This window comes from Streptomyces sp. NPDC058525 (assembly GCF_042719495.1).
In the GTDB taxonomy this organism is placed as follows: Bacteria; Actinomycetota; Actinomycetes; order Streptomycetales; family Streptomycetaceae; genus Streptomyces.
The window spans coordinates 1-16,305 of sequence record NZ_JBHXNP010000089.1 but is presented as its reverse complement, the minus strand read 5'-3'; the positions used below and the strand labels follow the sequence as shown (position 1 = coordinate 16,305).

Below are 16,305 nucleotides of genomic sequence, written 5' to 3'. Positions count from 1 at the left end.
GCCGCACATCCGGGACACTCTGCGCATTCTGTGACGGCCCGGGGAAAGGACGCGACGCCATGTCGGAGGCTGCATCCGCCCGGAGCCGGCTCACGGCCGACCGGGCCGCCCTGCTCACCGGGATCGGCCCGCTGGAACCGATGCTGCGGACCTGGCTGCCCACGCAGCGCTGGTTCGCGGGCAAGGGCCGGGCCATCGGTACGCTGAGCGCCGTCTCGGCCGCCGAACTACTGCCGCCGGGGTCCGTCCCCGGGCTGCTGCACCTGCTCCTCGACGTGGACGGGGACTGCTACCAACTCCTGCTGGGCATCCGCCCGACCCTGCCCCCCGCGCTCGCCCACACCCTGATCGGCCACGCGGAGGAGGGCCCGTACGCGGGCCGGGCGGTGTACGAGGGGCTGGGCGATCCCCGGCTCGCGGCGATGCTGCTGGAACGGTTGCGCTCCCCCGGTGTGCTCGGGCCGCTGCGCTTCGAGCGGGACCCGGACACGCCCGTCCCGGCCGGGCTCGCCCCGCGGCCGCTGTCCGGCGAGCAGACCAACTCCTCGCTTATCTACGGGGATTCGTACATCCTCAAGGTGTTCCGGCGGGTCGGTCCGGGGGTCAACCCGGACCTGGAGCTGCCCAGGGCGCTGGCCGCGGCCGGCTGCGCCCGCGTCCCGGCTCCCGTCGCCTGGTACGAGGCCGAGCTGCCCGGGAGCGAGGTGCTGACGCTGGGCGTGCTGCAGCCCTACCTGCGCGGCTCCGACGACGGCTGGCAGCTCGCGCTGCGCCGGCTCGGCGCCGGGGAGGACTTCACGGCCGAGGCGCACGCTCTGGGCCGGGCCACCGCCGAGGTGCACAGCGCGCTCGCCGCGGCCCTGCCCACCGTCGCGCTCGGCCCGGAGCAGACCGCCCGGCTCGCCGCCGGGATGACGGCCCGGCTCGCCGCCACCGCCCGGGAGGTCGCCGCGCTGCGGCCCTACGAGGCGGGGCTGCGGGGGGCCTTCGACGCGCTGGCCGCCTCCCGCGGAGCCGGGGTGCCGGCCCAGCGGATCCACGGGGACCTCCATCTGGGCCAGACCCTGCGCACCCTCGACGGCTCCTGGTCGTTGATCGACTTCGAGGGTGAGCCGGCCCGGCCGCTGGCCGACCGGCGCCGCCCCGAACCGGCCGTGCGCGACATCGCCGGGATACTGCGCTCCTTCGACTACGCCGCACGCTCGCACCGGCCGTTCGCCCCCGCCTGGGCGGACGACTGCCGGGCCGCCTTCTGCGAGGGCTACGCCCGCACCACGGGCCGCGACCCCCGCGAGGATCCCGTACTGCTGCGCGCGTACGAGACCGACAAGGCGGTGTACGAGGCCCGCTACGAGTCCCGGCACCGCCCCGACTGGCTGCACGTCCCGATGGCCGCGATCCGGCGGCTCTCGGAACCCCAGCGGCCCGCCCACCGGGTGCCGCCGACCCCGCCCGCCCCCGGCTCCATCTCCCCGCATCCGCAACCCCGTCAGAAGCCCCCGAGGAGGCCGCTCGCGTGAGCGCCGCACGACAGCCGTCACCGACCGTCAGCGACGAAACCGGAGCCGTCCCGGCGTCCGCCAAGCCGGCGACACGGACGGGGCGCACGCCCCGGGCCCGCCGCGCCGCCCCTCCGCACGGGGTCCGGCCGGCGCCGGCGCTCGGCGGGGAGGAACGGGCCCGCCTCCTGGAGGGCCGCCACCACGACCCCCACGGGGTGCTGGGCGCCCGCACCGTGCGCGGCGGGGTGGCCTTCCGCGTGCTGCGCCCGTACGCCAAGGCGGTCACCGTGGTGGCCAAGGGGCTGCGGGCCGAGCTCTTCGACGAGGGGGACGGGCTGTTCTCCGGGCTGCTGCCGCTGACCGCGGTGCCGGACTACCGGCTGCTGGTCACCTACGACAGCGACGAGATCGAGGTCCACGACCCGTACCGGTTCCTGCCCGCGCTCGGCGAGCTGGACCTGCACCTGATCGGCGAGGGCCGCCACGAGCAGCTGTGGAAGGCGCTCGGCGCCGAGCCGATGGAGCACCAGGGCGTGGCCGGCACCCGGTTCACGGTGTGGGCGCCGAACGCCCAGGGGGTGCGCGTCACCGGGGACTTCTCGTACTGGGACTCCGTCGCCTACCCGATGCGCTCGCTCGGCGCCAGCGGCGTGTGGGAGCTCTTCCTGCCCGGCGTGGGCGCCGGGGCGCTGTACAAGTACGACATCACGCGCCCCGACGGCAGCCACACCCTGCGCGCGGACCCGATGGCCCGCGCCGCCGAGGTGCCCCCGGCCAACGCCTCGCGGGTGACCGCCTCGGCGTACGAGTGGGGCGACGAGGAGTGGATGGCGCACCGCGGGGCGCGGGCCGCGCACCAGGCCCCCTTCTCCGTGTACGAGCTGCACCTGGCGTCCTGGCGGCCCGGGCTCTCGTACCGGCAGCTCGCCGAACAGCTGCCGGGATACGTGAAGGAGCTCGGCTTCACGCACGTGGAGCTGATGCCGGTCGCCGAGCACCCCTTCGGCGGCTCCTGGGGCTACCAGGTCACCGGCTTCTACGCGCCGACCTCGCGGATGGGCGGCCCGGACGACTTCCGGCTGCTCGTGGACGCGCTGCACCGGGCCGGGATCGGGGTGATCGTCGACTGGGTGCCCGCGCACTTCCCGCGCGACGACTGGGCGCTGGCCGAGTTCGACGGCCGGCCGCTGTACGAGCACCAGGACCCGCGGCGGGCCGCGCACCCGGACTGGGGGACGCTGGAGTTCGACTACGGCCGCAAGGAGGTCCGCAACTTCCTCGTGGCCAACGCCGTGTACTGGTGCGAGGAGTTCCACGTGGACGGGCTGCGCGTGGACGCGGTCGCTTCGATGCTCTACCTCGACTATTCGCGCAGCGAGGGCCAGTGGACGCCCAACGAGCACGGCGGGCGGGAGAACCTGGACGCGGTGGCGCTGCTCCAGGAGATGAACGCGACCGTGTACCGGCGCTGCCCGGGCGTGGTGACGATCGCCGAGGAGTCCACGGCGTGGGAGGGCGTGACGCGGCCGACGGACGCGGGCGGGCTGGGCTTCGGCCTGAAGTGGAACATGGGCTGGATGCACGACACCTTGCGCTACATGTCGAAGGAGTCGGTGCACCGCAAGTACCACCACCACGACATGACCTTCGGGATGATCTACGCCTTCAGCGAGAACTACGTCCTGCCGATCTCGCACGACGAGGTGGTGCACGGCAAGGGTTCGCTGGTGTCGAAGATGCCCGGGGGGGACTGGTGGCAGCAGCGGGCCGCGCACCGGGCGTACCTGGGCTTCATGTGGGCCCATCCCGGCAAGCAGCTGCTCTTCATGGGTCAGGAGTTCGCCCAGGGCTCGGAGTGGTCGGAGGTGTACGGGCCGGACTGGTGGCTGCTGGACGACTCCTATCCGGCGGCCGGCGACCACCGGGGCGTGCGCAGTCTCGTGCGCGACCTGAACCGCACCTACACGGCGGCGCCCGCCCTGTGGGAGCGGGACACCGTGCCGGAGGGCTTCTCCTGGGTGGAGGCGGACGCCTCCGAGGACAACGTGTTCGCCTTCCTGCGGTACGCCCAGGACGGCTCGCAGCTGCTGTGCGTGTCGAACTTCTCGCCGGTCGTGCGGCACGGGTACCGGGTCGGGGTGCCGGAGGAGGTCCCGCTGTGGCGGGAGGTCCTCAACACCGACCAGGAGCAGTACGGCGGCAGCGGGGTGCGCCACCTGCAGCCGGTGCGGCCCGAGCCGGTGCCCGCACAGGGCCGCCCGGCGAGCCTGCGCCTGACGCTCCCGCCGCTGGCGACGGTCTGGTTCAGGCCGTAGCGGCGGCCGCGGGTGCTCCTCCGGCTCCCGGAGGAGCACCCGCTCGGCGCGGGCCCGCCGTGTCAAGGCATTGTGTGAGAGCTGTGAGGGGTCTTGCGCCGATCGGCGGCGGCTGGAACCGTACGGAGTAGTCGATCTTCCGTGCACCGATTACCGGACGGTCGCCGGAAAAACCGGCGAAATGCCATAACTCCCTAGGATGTTCCTACGAGTTATGGGCTTGTTTGATTGGTCTGTAGTCGCCGATGCCCAGCCACTCCTACGGTGTGCCGTGTGCACTCCAGCCCACCTTTCAATGCCCCCGCCGCGCGTCGTCTCCGCGCGGCCCTGGGCATGGCTCCCGGTCATGTCGCCTATGGCCTGCGCGCCCAGTACGGACTGATCGTCACGCCCGAGACCGTGATGGCCTGGGAACGTGGCGAGATATCGCCCTCCTCGGCCGAGCTCACGGCCCTCGCCGGCGTCCTGTGGTGTTCACCCGGGGAGCTGCTCGCCGAGCCGGTCACCCTGCGGGAGCACCGGATATCCCGGGGGCTGGCCGTCGAGGAGCTGGCCCGGCGGCTCGGTCTGGAGGCGAGCGCCTACCAGAAGATGGAGGACACCGGCCGCTGGAAGGGCAACGAGCGCCAGTCCGCCGCCCTGGCGACGGTGCTCGGGCTGTCGCTGGCCCAGTTCGTGACGGCCACCGGCAAGCAGGAGGAGCTGGCCGAGCTGCTGCGCAGTGCGGTCACCACGCGCTGGCAGGCGTACGTCAAGCCGCTGGGCAAGATGCTGCCGATCCCCAAGGCCCACCTGGAGCGGGTGCTGGAGCGGCTGCACGGGGAGTACCAGTCGCGGATGGTGGCGACGCTCAGCTGGGGCAGCGGCGGTGATGCCGGGAGCGGCGACGCGGGGCGGGAGTTCCTCGCGGAGATCGTGGACCGGTTCTGGAGCCTCGCCGGCGGTGCGTCGTAGGACACATCCGGGCGGACCGGACACCTGTCGCGACGGCCCCGGCCCGTCCTGGAGAGGGACGGGAGCGGGGCCGTTCGGCGGGCGGATCGGGGGCGGAGGTCCCGCGCCCCGGGACCGCCTAGAAGACGGACTCGGCCTCGTACATGCGGTCCTCGGGGACCGTCTTCAGCTCGGTGACGGCCGAGGCCAGCGGGGCCATCACGATGTCGGTGCCGCGCAGGGCGGTCATGTTGCCGAAGTCGCCGCGGTGGACGGCCTCGACCGCGTGCCAGCCGAAGCGGGTCGCGAGGACCCGGTCGTAGGCGGTGGGGGTGCCGCCGCGCTGGACGTGGCCGAGGATGACCGGGCGGGCCTCCTTGCCCAGGCGCCGCTCCAGCTCGACGGCCAGCCGGTTGCCGATGCCGGCGAAGCGCTCGTGGCCGTACTGGTCGATGGCGCCCTTCTCGTACGGCATGGAGCCCTCGGCCGGGTGCGCGCCCTCCGCGATGCAGACGACGGCGAACTTCTTCCCGCGGGCGAACCGTTCCTCCACCATCTTCACCAGGGCGTCCACCTCGAAGGGGCGCTCGGGCAGGCAGATGCCGTGGGCGCCGCCGGCCATGCCGGACTCCAGGGCGATCCAGCCCGCGTGGCGGCCCATGACCTCGACGACCATGACGCGCTGGTGCGACTCGGCGGTGGTCTTCAGGCGGTCGATGGCCTCGGTGGCGACCATGACGGCCGTGTCGAAGCCGAAGGTGCGGTCGGTGGAGGAGATGTCGTTGTCGATGGTCTTCGGTACGCCGACCACGGGCATCCCGGCGTCCGACAGCATCCGCGCGGCGGTCAGGGTGCCCTCGCCGCCGATCGGGATGAGGGCGTCGATGCCGTAGCGCTTCGCCAGTTCCCGCGCGTTCTCGGCGGCCTCGTGCAGCCGGGCGCGCTCCATGCGGGCCGAGCCGAGGATCGTGCCGCCGCGGGCCAGGATGCCGCTGACGGCATTGATGTCGAGCGGGCGGTAGTTGCCGTCGAGGAGGCCCTTGAAGCCGTCCTCGAAACCGATGACCTCGTCCCCGTGCCCGACCAGGGCGCGGTGTACGACCGACCGGATGACAGCGTTGAGGCCCGGACAGTCGCCGCCCGCGGTGAGAACTCCGATACGCATCGTGCTGTGTCTCCTGCCGTACATGTGAGGAAGGGCGTAATGAGTAAGCCTGTCCGATTGTTCCACGGGCCCGGGGTGCCGCGCGTCCTGTACTGCTCCGCCCGCCGGGCCTTTCGACCCTTCCGGCCAGGCCTTTTTCCCGGCGGGCGTCCTATCCACCGGCAGAGGTATTGTCAAGAGGTCAAGCCACACTAAATGGACATTCACAGCATGGACGGAGAGCACGCGTGACGCGCAGCGTGTACGTGACCGGCATCGAGCGGGGGGATGGCCGCCAGGTCGTCGAACTGGGGATCATGGAGCTCCTGACCCGGCAGACGGGCCGGGTCGGCGTCTACCGCCCGTTGCTCCACGACGGCCCCGACCGGCTCTTCGACCTGCTCAAGGCCCGCTACCGGATCGATCAGGACGCCGCCACGGCCTACGGCATGGAGTACCACGAGGCCTCCGCGATCCTCGCCGAGAGGGGCACCGACGAGCTGGTGTCGCGGCTGGTCGACCGCTACCACCGGGTGGCGCGCGAGTACGAGGTCATGCTGGTCCTCGGCACCGACTACGCCGACACCAACCTGCCCGACGAGCTCGCGCTCAACGCCCGCCTCGCCAACGAGCTGGGCGCGGTCGTCGTCCCCGTCGTGGGCGGCGTCAAGCATCCCGCCGAGGCCGTGCGCGCCGAGGCCCGCAACGCCTACCGCGCGTACGAGAGCCTGGGCTGCCAGGTGGTCGCGATGGTCGTCAACCGGGTGGCCGCCGAGGACCGCGACGTCATAGCCGAGCGGCTGGCCGCCCGCCTCCCCGTGCCCTGCTACGTCCTGCCGGACGACAAGTCGCTCTCCGCCCCGACCGTCGCCCAGATCACCCGGGCGCTCGGCGGCGAGGTGCTCCTCGGCGACGACGCCGGGCTGGCCCGCGACGCCCTCGACTTCGTCTTCGGCGGCGCCATGCTGCCGAACTTCCTGGGCGCCCTGACCCCCGGCTGCCTGGTCGTCACCCCCGGGGACCGCTCCGACCTGGTCATCGGCGCCCTGGCCGCGCACACCTCGGGCACCCCGCCGATCGCCGGCGTGCTGCTCACCCTGAACGAGCGCCCGGGTCCGGACATCCTCACGCTGGCCTCGAAGCTGGCGCCGGGCACGCCCGTGGTGTCGGTGGCCGGCAACAGCTTCCCGACGGCCGCCGAACTCTTCGCGCTGCAGAGCCGGTTGAACTCCGCGACCCCGCGCAAGCTGGAGACCGCGCTCGGCCTCTTCGAGCGGCACGTGAACACCGGCGAGCTGCGCGACCTGCTGTCGGTGGCCCGCTCCGAGCGCGTCACCCCGATGATGTTCGAGCACGAGCTGCTGGAGCGGGCCCGTTCCGAGCGGCGCCGCGTCGTACTGCCCGAGGGCACCGAGGAGCGCGTGCTGCGCGCCGCGGACGTGGTGCTGCGGCGCGGCGTGTGCGACCTGACCCTGCTGGGCGAGGAGCCGGCCATCCTGAAGAAGGCGGCCGACCTCGGCATCGACATCTCGGGCGCACAGCTCATCGACCCGGCGACCTCCCCGCTGCGGGAACGATTCGCCGAGTACTACGCGAAGGTCCGCGCCCACAAGGGCATGACCGTCGAGCTGGCCAACGACGTGGTCACCGACGTCAATTACTTCGGCACCCTGATGGTCCAGGAGGGCCTGGCCGACGGCATGGTCTCGGGCTCCGTGCACTCCACCGCCGCGACCATCCGCCCCGCCTTCGAGATCATCAAGACCAAGCCGGAGGCCTCCATCGTCTCCTCGGTCTTCTTCATGTGCCTGGCCGACCGGGTCCTCGTCTACGGCGACTGCGCCGTCAACCCGGACCCCGATGCCGAGCAGCTCGCCGACATCGCCGTCCAGTCGGCCGCCACCGCCGCCGCCTTCGGGGTCGAGCCGCGGATCGCGATGCTCTCGTACTCGACCGGCACCTCGGGCAGCGGCGCGGACGTGGACAAGGTCCGCAAGGCCACCGAGATCGTCCGCGACCAGCGCCCCGACTTGGCTGTCGAGGGGCCGATCCAGTACGACGCGGCCGTGGAGCCCTCGGTCGCGGCGACCAAGCTGCCCGGGTCCGAGGTGGCCGGCCGCGCGAGCGTGCTGATCTTCCCGGACCTCAACACCGGCAACAACACGTACAAGGCCGTGCAGCGGTCGGCGGGCGCCGTGGCGGTCGGCCCGGTGCTCCAGGGCCTGCGCAAGCCGGTCAACGACCTCTCGCGCGGCGCGCTGGTGCAGGACATCGTCACCACCGTGGCCATCACCGCGATCCAGGCCCAGTCGCAGCCGCTGGCCGCCCGGTAATCCACCCACCGCACCCGAAGGAAAGACCCGCACCGTGACCGCATCGCGCGTACTCGTCCTCAACTCCGGCTCCTCGTCGGTCAAGTACCAGCTCCTCGACATGGCGGACCGCTCCCGGCTGGCCGTCGGCCTGGTGGAGCGCATCGGCGAGGAGACCTCCCGGCTCGTCCACGAACCGCTCACCGGGCCGGGCGCCGCGGGCGGCAAGCGCGAGCAGGTGGGCCCGATCGCCGACCACGAGGCGGCGCTCGAGGCCGTGGCGGCGGAGCTCGCCGCCGACGGGCTGGGCCTGGACTCCCCCGAACTGGCCGCCGTCGGGCACCGCGTGGTGCACGGCGGGACGAAGTTCACCCAGCCGACCGTGATCGACGACGCGGTGCTGGCCGAGATCCGGAACCTGATTCCCCTCGCGCCGCTGCACAACCCGGCGAACGTGACGGGCATCGAGGTGGCGCGCGGGCTGCGCGCGGACATCCCGCAGATCGCCGTCTTCGACACGGCCTTCCACTCCACGATGCCGGAGCACGTGGCGCGGTACGCGATCGACGCCGCGACGGCGGACAAGTACTCCATCCGGCGGTACGGCTTCCACGGGACCTCCCACGCCTACGTCTCGCGGGCGACGGCCGGGCTGCTCGGCCGGCCGGTGGAGGACGTGAACGTGATCGTGCTGCACCTGGGCAACGGGGCCTCGGCCTCGGCCGTCCGGGGCGGGGTGTGCGTGGAGACCTCCATGGGCCTGACCCCGCTGGAGGGCCTGGTCATGGGCACCCGGTCGGGCGACCTGGACCCGGCGGTCATCTTCCACCTGGCCCGGGTGGGGGGCCTCTCGGTGGATGAGATCGATTCGCTCCTGAACAAGAAGAGCGGTCTGCTGGGCATGTGCGGCGACAACGACATGCGCGAGGTGCTGCGGCGGGCGGGCGAGGGCGACGAGGCGGCGGCCGTCGCCTTCGCCGCGTACGTCCACCGTCTGAAGAAGTACATCGGCGCCTACTCGGCGGTGCTCGGCCGGGTGGACGCGGTGGCCTTCACGGCCGGGGTCGGCGAGAACGCCCACCAGGTCCGCGAAGCTGCCGTGGACGGCCTCGCCGAACTGGGCCTGGCGCTGGACCTGGAGGCCAACGCGGTGCGCTCCCCGGAGCCGCGGCTGGTCTCGGCGGACTATGCGCGGGTGGCCGTGGCCGTGGTCCCGACGGATGAGGAACTGGAGATCGCCACCCAGGCGTATGCGCTCGTTACTCGTTAGTCACTTGGACTTTCCGCCAGACGGAATATTCCGCTACGAAACAAACCGATAGGATCCGCTCCATGCGCCGTTCCAAAATCGTCTGCACGCTGGGCCCCGCCGTCGACTCGTATGAGCAGCTGAAAGCGCTCATCGAGGCAGGCATGAACGTGGCCCGATTCAACTTCAGCCACGGATCCCAGGCAGAACACCAGGAGCGGTACGACCGCGTCCGGAAGGTCTCCGAGGACACCGGGCGCGCCGTCGGCGTCCTCGCCGACCTCCAGGGCCCGAAGATCCGTCTGGAGACCTTCGCCGAGGGTCCCGTCGAGCTGGTGCGCGGTGACGAGTTCACCATCACCACCGAGGACGTCCCGGGCGACAAGTCCATCTGCGGCACCACCTACAAGGGCCTGCCGGGTGACGTCGCCAAGGGCGACCAGGTCCTGATCAACGACGGCAACGTCGAGCTCCGGGTGACCGGGGTCGAGGGCCCGCGGGTCAAGACCATCGTCATCGAGGGCGGTGTCATCTCGGACCACAAGGGCATCAACCTGCCGGGTGCCGCCGTCAACGTCCCCGCCCTGTCGGAGAAGGACGTCGACGACCTGCGCTTCGCGCTGCGGATGGGCTGCGACATGGTCGCCCTGTCCTTCGTCCGCGACGCCAACGACGTCAAGGACGTCCACAAGGTCATGGACGAGGAGGGCCGCCGGGTCCCCGTCATCGCCAAGGTGGAGAAGCCGCAGGCCGTCGAGAACATGGCGGCCGTGGTCGACGCCTTCGACGCGGTCATGGTGGCCCGCGGCGACCTGGCCGTCGAGTACCCGCTCGAGAAGGTCCCGATGGTCCAGAAGCGGCTCATCGAGATGTGCCGCCGCAACGCCAAGCCGGTGATCGTCGCGACCCAGATGATGGAGTCGATGATCACCAACTCCCGCCCGACCCGCGCGGAGGCGTCCGACGTCGCCAACGCCATCCTCGACGGCGCGGACGCGGTCATGCTGTCGGCCGAGTCCTCGGTCGGCGCCTACCCGATCGAGACCGTCAAGACGATGTCGAAGATCGTCACGGCGGCCGAGCAGGAGCTGCTGTCCAAGGGCCTCCAGCCGCTGGTCCCGGGCAAGAAGCCGCGCACCCAGGGCGGCTCCGTGGCCCGTGCGGCCTGCGAGATCGCGGACTTCCTCGACGGCAAGGCGCTCATCGCCTTCACCCAGTCCGGTGACACGGCCCGCCGCCTGTCGCGCTACCGCGCCACGCAGCCGATCCTGGCCTTCACCACCGACGTCAACACCCGCAACCAGCTCACGCTGAGCTGGGGCGTCGAGTCGTACGTGGTCGCGCACGTGAACAACACGGACGCGATGGTCGACCTGGTGGACGGCGAGCTGCTCAAGCTGGGCCGCTACAACGAGGGCGACACCATGGTCATCACGGCCGGCTCGCCCCCCGGCGTCCCCGGCACCACCAACATGGTCCGCGTACACCACCTGGGCGGCGGCGCCCGCGACTGACGTCGCGCCACCGCTCCACCACCGCAGGACTCTGCCGCACAGAGGCCGAGGGCGGCACCCCGACCGGATCGGGGTGCCGCCCTCGGCGTTTCCTTATGCGTACGCGCCTACTCCGGCGGGCCGATGTAGTTCTTCAGGCCCGGGACCGTGAGCGTGCCGCCGAACTGGCCGGCCTGGACCACCTTGACGTCCGTGAAGAACGCGAAGGGGACGTTCAGCGGCGGCGGGCTGTTCGGGGTGAACTCGACGGGGATGATGCCGAAGAGGTTGCCCTTGAGGCTCTCGGTGTACATCGTCACCGTGCCGCCGCGGATCTTGGAGGTGGAGCCCGGACGGGACTTCAGGTGGGCGACGTTCCCGCCCTTGCCGACCGTCTGGTAAAGGTCCTTGATGTCCAGCGAGTCCGCGGTGAACTTCAGGACCTTCTTGGTCTTGCCGCCGGCCGTCTTCACCTCGACGATGCCCGCGTAGTCCAGGCCGTAGAGGGTCAGCAGCGAGCTGTCGAGGTACCAGGGCTCGTCCGGCAGGAGCGGGATGCCCGGCTCCAGTTCGGCGTCGGCCAGGGCCTGGGCGTCGTAGGTCGGGCAGGGGAAGGGTTCCTTCCCGTCCGCGTCCTTCGTCGCCTCCGGAGTGGCCTCGTCCTCGGCGGACCCCTCCTCGTCGGAGCCGCCCGTCTCGTCCTTCGGGGTCTTGGCGGTGTCCTTGACCTCGTCGGACAGCTCCTTGACCTCGGCTCCGGCCTTCTTCGCCGCCTCCCGGATGGCGTCCGCCGCCGGGTCGGGCGCCGGGGCCTCGGGCTTGGGGGCCTCGGGCTTGGGAGCGGGCACCGTGGGCGGCGCGGGCGTCGGGGTGGCCGGCGGCTGCGCGTCCTTGGAGGGACCCAGGAGCTTCTTGAGCGCGTCGCCGACACCCAGCGGGTCCAGCGGGTTGGTGCTCTTGGTCGGCGTCGGCGTCGGGGTCGGCGCGGGCGTGGCCGTGGCGCCGGCCGGAGCCCCTTCCACCGGCTTGGTCGCCGTCGGGGACGGCGAGCCGCTCGGCTTCGGCTTGACCGCCGCGGACGAGGACGCGGACGGCGAGGGGGACGCACTGGGCGACGCACTCGGCGAAGGCGACTTCGAAGGCGACGGAGACTCGGACTCCGATTCCTTGGGCTCGTCGGACCGCGTCACGCACGGCCCCGGCGCGAAGGGGATCTCCTTGTCGTCGGCCACGGCCAGCCTGGGCGCCATGCCCATGCCGACGAACACGGCCGTCGGCATGGCCGCAAGCGCCATCGTCTTGCCGACGGGTATCTGGAGCTTGTTCAGCAGCGATTTCCTGGGCGCCGCGTGCCGCGGCCCCTTGATCTCGCGGGACTCTGCGCCTGGGGCCACGCCCCGCTGCGTCTCGTCACCCCGCACTGTTCCTCCCGCCATCGGCATGGGCAGTCGTGTCGCTCGCGTGTGCCGGTGTTTCCGTTGCGCGCTGTCCCGGGAAGCCCTGGGGGCCGTGGAGACCCTCGGGGCCGGGGCCGTGGAAGCCCTGGGGATCGGCCGTCGCCTGCGCCTTGCTCATGTCCACGGCGGCCGGCCGCTGCTCCTCCTGGGACTCGTCCACCGGCTGCCCGGGGACCCAGGCCAGGGCGAGGGCGCCGCCGATCATGGAGAGGCTGAAGCCCATGAAGAAGCCGCCGAGGTTGGACACCGGGAGCGAGACCAGGGCCAGCAGGATCGCGGCGACGCCCGCGAAGACCCGGATGGCCTGCTGGAACCAGAGGGCCAGGCCCAGCGTGATCAGCAGGACGCCGATGATCAGTGCACCGGCGCCGCCCGTGGTGGCCATCGCCAGGCTGATGTTGCCCAGCCGGAGGTCCGCGTACGGGAAGTAGGCGATCGGGAAGCCACCGAGGAGCGTGAACAGCCCGGCCCAGAAAGGACGGCGACCGCTCCAGGCGTGGAAGTGGTAATACACCACGGTGAGCCAGGCGTCGTCTTCGCGGCGAACATAAACCGGGGCCTGGGGGTTCATGGACAACAGCTCCCTGGAAACGGTGGTACGGAAAACTCTGTGGAGCCCCGGACGGGCGGCCGCCGGCTCGCGCCGCCGGCCACCCGTCCGGTCACTCTCCGGGACGGATTACTTCTCGTCCTGGTAGCACGGCTGGTCGCCACCGACCAGGCGCAGCTTGAGGTCGGGCAGCTTGAACGTGCCCGCCGTGGTCGCCCACGCCTTCTGCCGGACGTTGGTGAGGATCGCCTTGTCCGCGCGCTGCGAGAACGCGTAGGGGCTGGCGACCGTACCGGCCTGCGGCTTGGTCTTGTGGCTCGGGTCACCGACCGCGACACCGATGTCCAGGTTCTTGAACTCGGCGTCGGTGTCGAGCTCGGCAACATCCAGGTAGATGTTGTCGGCGACGGCCGGCTTGCCCTTGTGGCCGGTGCGCAGCTGCAGCGTGATGTTGCCCAGCGGCGTCGGGGTCACCAGTGACTGGCACATGTTGGTGATCTCGGCGTGGCTGAACCCGGAGATGGTGACCGGGTGGTGCTTCGCGTTGCCCTTGAGGTCGTGCCCCTCGGCGATACCGCCGTACTGGATGAGGTTGTCACCGTCGAGCTTGTCGGCCGAGACCTTGAAGTCCTGGCCGGAGACGCTGAAGGACGCCGCGAGGGCACCCTGCGCCAGACCCACACCGACCGCGGCCGTGGCCGCGATGCTCGGCACCATGACGAGCGCGAAGCGCTTCCATCTGGTCCCGCCACGAACCTGAGAACTCATTTCGTTCCTCCTTCTCGGACGTACATCTCCGGTCCGGGCCGTGCCCGTCCTGGGATGGGAGAAGTGCTACGTCCTCGGGAAGGAGCGCAGGCGGCCGGGCCGCGGCTGTGCCACGTCCGATACACCGGCGATCACCCCCGAGCGACAACCACTGGGCCACGCGTTCGCGCAACCTGGAGGACAGGCCCCGCCGGTGCGGCAGAGACCCCCCTGTCCCACGGCCCGTGCCACTGCCACGGGCCGGCTCGGTGGGGACCCTTCACCGCGGCGCCGGATGAGCGGCTCTGCGGGAAGGACCGAGCGTCGCCGATCGTGGTCCATTCCCGGCCGGGGCACAAGGGGGTTCGTTACTGGCGGGTAACGGCCAGATAACCGGAGTGAGGCCCGCTGTCGTCGAGCGGCCACACAGGGTGCCACCAAGGGCCACGACAGATCGGGGAAAGAGTGAACACACCGGACAGTTCACGGGGTTCGACTTACTCGGAGTAACAGCGGCCGCATTTACCAAGTTTTGGCAAAGCGCGGCCGCTGTTTACCTACGTGTCAACAAATCGCGCGGGGCTGCCGAGGCCTCAGAAGAGCACCCGCGCAAGCGCCGTACGCGCCGCCGAGACCCGCGGGTCGTCCGCGCCGATGACCTCGAACAGCTCCAGCAGGCGCAGCCGTACGGCGTCCCGGTCCTCACCGAACGTCACCCGCACGGTGTCCACCAGGCGCCCGAAGGCGTCCTCCACGTGCCCGCCGACCAGGTCCAGGTCGGCGGCGGCGATCTGGGCCGCCGGATCGCGCGGGTTCTCGGCCGCGGCGGTGCGCACGGCCTGCGGGTTCATGTCCCGGACGCGGACGAGCAGTTCCGCCTGGGCCAGGCCCAGCCTGGCCTCGGTGTTGCCGGGGTCGTCGGCGAGGACGTTCTTGTACGCCTGCACCGCGCCGCCCAGGTCGCCCGCGTCGAGCGCGACGACGGCCGCCTCCAGCAGGGCGTCGTGCGGGCCGGCCGGGACCTCCGCCTCGGCGGCGGCCCGGGGCGCGCCCTCCGCGTTCGGGTCCACCTCGATGCCGATGATCCCGAAGCGCTCCTCGGCGACCTGGACCAGCTGGGCGAGGGTCTCGCGGATCTGCTGCTCGGGGGCGACCCCCTGGAACAGCGGCAGCACCTGACCGGCGACCACGGCGAAGACGGCCGGGATGCCCTGGATCTGGAACTGCTGCATCAGCATCTGGTTGGCGTCGACGTCGACCTTGGCGAGCACGAGGCGGCCGTTCGCCTCGGTGATCAGACGCTCCAGGAGCGGGCTGAGCTGCTTGCACGGCTGGCACCACTCGGCCCAGAAGTCCAGGACGACCGGGACCTCGGCGGAGAGCTGGAGCACATCGCTTTCGAACCCGGCCTCGTCTACGTCGATGACGAGGGCGGAGGGCGGCACGGCGCCGGCGGCCGGGCCCGTCCCGCCGCCCTGCGCCGCCTGCCGTGCCGATTCGGCGCGGGTCTGCTCGGCCTTGGCCTTGGCTTCGCCGGCCGCCTTCACCGCGGCGAGGTCGACGACGCCGCTCATGGACATGTTTCTGGGCTGCATGCGTACATCCTCCCCCGAGTGCGCGCGCCGACGAAAAAGATCGCGGGAATTGACCTGATCCGCGACCGTGGTGCTGGTCGGCGCCGGGTCCCCACCTGGCGCCAGTAGCTCTTCGCGTGGTTGTCGCTCTTACGCTACGAGCCGTAGCGTAACTCCTTCCGGGCCTGCCGCGCCCGTGATCTGAACCACAGCGGCCCTCTCGGCTACCGGCGGGTATGGTCTCGGCCATGCGCAACCCCAGCCCCGGCCGCACCGGCCGCCCCCGCAGCGCCGCCGCGGACACCGCGATCCTCGCGGCCACCCGGGACGCACTGGTGGAGCTGGGCTGGTCGAAGCTGACGATGGGCGACGTCTCGGCCCGCGCCGGGGTCGCCAAGACCACGCTCTACCGGCGCTGGGCGGGCAAGAGCGAGCTGGTCGTGGACGCGGTCGCGGAGCTGTTCGACTCGCTGGTGCTGCCCGACCGAGGCTCCCTCGAAGCCGACATCGAGTACGTGGTGCTGCGGTTCGCGGAGCTGCTGCGGCGGCCGGAGGCCCGTACGGCCCTGATGGCGGTGGTGTCCGAGTCCACCCGGGACGAGGCCCTGCGCGACCGCATCCGGTCGGCCATCGTGGACCGGCAGAAACGTCTCGTCGTACTGGGTCGCGAGCGGGCCCAGGCCCGCGGTGAACTCCCGTACGAGGAGGACCAAGACCTCGCCGACCGCACCACCGACCTGATCTTCGACGTGATCGCGGGCACCGTGGTGCACCGCGCGCTGGTGAGCTCCGAGCCGGTGGACGAGCTGTGGGTGGCCACCTTCACGGCCCTGCTGATGCACGGCCTCCGGGGCCCGGCCCAGGCCTGAGCGGACATGCGGCGGCCGGCCGGTCCGCCCCCGTTCGGGCGGCCCGGCCGGCCGTCTGCGCACCTTCGCCGCTAGGCCGTCTCTTCCGGATCTTGCCGGTTAAGCCCGCGTCGTCTGGCGCCGTGCATCGCAAGGCGGAGGGGCGCCCGAGTACTGGACG

Annotated in this window: 12 protein-coding genes; 7 read left to right on the top strand and 5 right to left on the bottom strand. The window is 71.6% G+C overall.

What is annotated here, in order from left to right; all coding sequences use genetic code 11:
* The first annotated feature begins 59 nt into the window (after positions 1–59).
* The 3 genes from ACFWP3_RS31830 to ACFWP3_RS31820 all read left to right on the top strand — a co-directional run bounded on the left by ACFWP3_RS31830 (position 60) and on the right by ACFWP3_RS31820 (position 4,771).
* Positions 60–1,520, top strand: coding sequence for a maltokinase (locus ACFWP3_RS31830; RefSeq protein ID WP_384227956.1), 1,461 nt, complete (start codon positions 60–62; stop codon positions 1,518–1,520).
* Positions 1,517–3,817, top strand: coding sequence for a 1,4-alpha-glucan branching enzyme (glgB, locus tag ACFWP3_RS31825; protein WP_384227954.1), 2,301 nt, complete (start codon positions 1,517–1,519; stop codon positions 3,815–3,817). The genes ACFWP3_RS31830 and glgB overlap by 4 nt, the downstream gene beginning before the upstream one ends.
* 333 nt (positions 3,818–4,150) lie before the next feature.
* Positions 4,151–4,771 (top strand): helix-turn-helix domain-containing protein, encoded by a 621-nt coding sequence (locus ACFWP3_RS31820; protein WP_384227985.1) that lies wholly within the window; start codon positions 4,151–4,153, stop codon positions 4,769–4,771.
* A gap of 118 nt (positions 4,772–4,889) precedes the next feature.
* On the opposite strand, the gene ACFWP3_RS31815 is transcribed toward ACFWP3_RS31820, so the two are convergent.
* Positions 4,890–5,915: an ATP-dependent 6-phosphofructokinase gene (locus ACFWP3_RS31815; protein ID WP_384227952.1), complete on the bottom strand. Its 1,026-nt coding sequence runs from the start codon at positions 5,913–5,915 to the stop codon at positions 4,890–4,892.
* A 227-nt stretch (positions 5,916–6,142) separates the two neighbouring features.
* On the opposite strand from ACFWP3_RS31815, the gene pta reads away from it, so the two are divergent.
* From pta to pyk, 3 genes are all read left to right on the top strand, one after another.
* The gene (gene pta, locus ACFWP3_RS31810) at positions 6,143–8,227 is read left to right on the top strand and encodes a phosphate acetyltransferase (protein ID WP_384227950.1); all 2,085 of its coding nucleotides are present in this window, start codon (positions 6,143–6,145) and stop codon (positions 8,225–8,227) included.
* 34 nt (positions 8,228–8,261) lie between these two features.
* Entirely contained in the window at positions 8,262–9,476 is a 1,215-nt protein-coding gene (locus tag ACFWP3_RS31805) for an acetate kinase (RefSeq protein WP_384227948.1), read from the top strand.
* Between the two features lie 62 nt (positions 9,477–9,538).
* Complete coding sequence (gene pyk / locus ACFWP3_RS31800; RefSeq protein WP_384227946.1) at positions 9,539–10,969, top strand: pyruvate kinase; 1,431 nt, start codon at positions 9,539–9,541, stop codon at positions 10,967–10,969.
* Positions 10,970–11,076: 107 nt separating this feature from the next.
* Here pyk and ACFWP3_RS31795 read toward each other — a convergent pair whose 3' ends face one another.
* From ACFWP3_RS31795 to ACFWP3_RS31780, 4 genes are all read right to left on the bottom strand, one after another.
* Entirely contained in the window at positions 11,077–12,369 is a 1,293-nt protein-coding gene (locus tag ACFWP3_RS31795) for a hypothetical protein (RefSeq protein ID WP_384227944.1), read from the bottom strand.
* Positions 12,359–12,976: a DUF6114 domain-containing protein gene (locus tag ACFWP3_RS31790; RefSeq protein WP_384227942.1), complete on the bottom strand. Its 618-nt coding sequence runs from the start codon at positions 12,974–12,976 to the stop codon at positions 12,359–12,361. Before ACFWP3_RS31790 ends, ACFWP3_RS31795 begins: the two co-directional genes overlap by 11 nt.
* 108 nt (positions 12,977–13,084) lie before the next feature.
* Positions 13,085–13,723, bottom strand: a complete 639-nt coding sequence (locus tag ACFWP3_RS31785) for a DUF6230 family protein (protein ID WP_384227940.1) — start codon at positions 13,721–13,723, stop codon at positions 13,085–13,087.
* Positions 13,724–14,295: 572 nt separating this feature from the next.
* A complete protein-coding gene (locus ACFWP3_RS31780) occupies positions 14,296–15,297 on the bottom strand; it encodes a tetratricopeptide repeat protein (protein WP_384227939.1) in 1,002 nt (333 codons plus the stop codon).
* A gap of 227 nt (positions 15,298–15,524) precedes the next feature.
* Between ACFWP3_RS31780 and ACFWP3_RS31775 the strand changes: the two genes are divergently transcribed.
* Positions 15,525–16,145 (top strand): TetR/AcrR family transcriptional regulator, encoded by a 621-nt coding sequence (locus ACFWP3_RS31775; protein ID WP_384227937.1) that lies wholly within the window; start codon positions 15,525–15,527, stop codon positions 16,143–16,145.
* Positions 16,146–16,305: the final 160 nt, after the last annotated feature.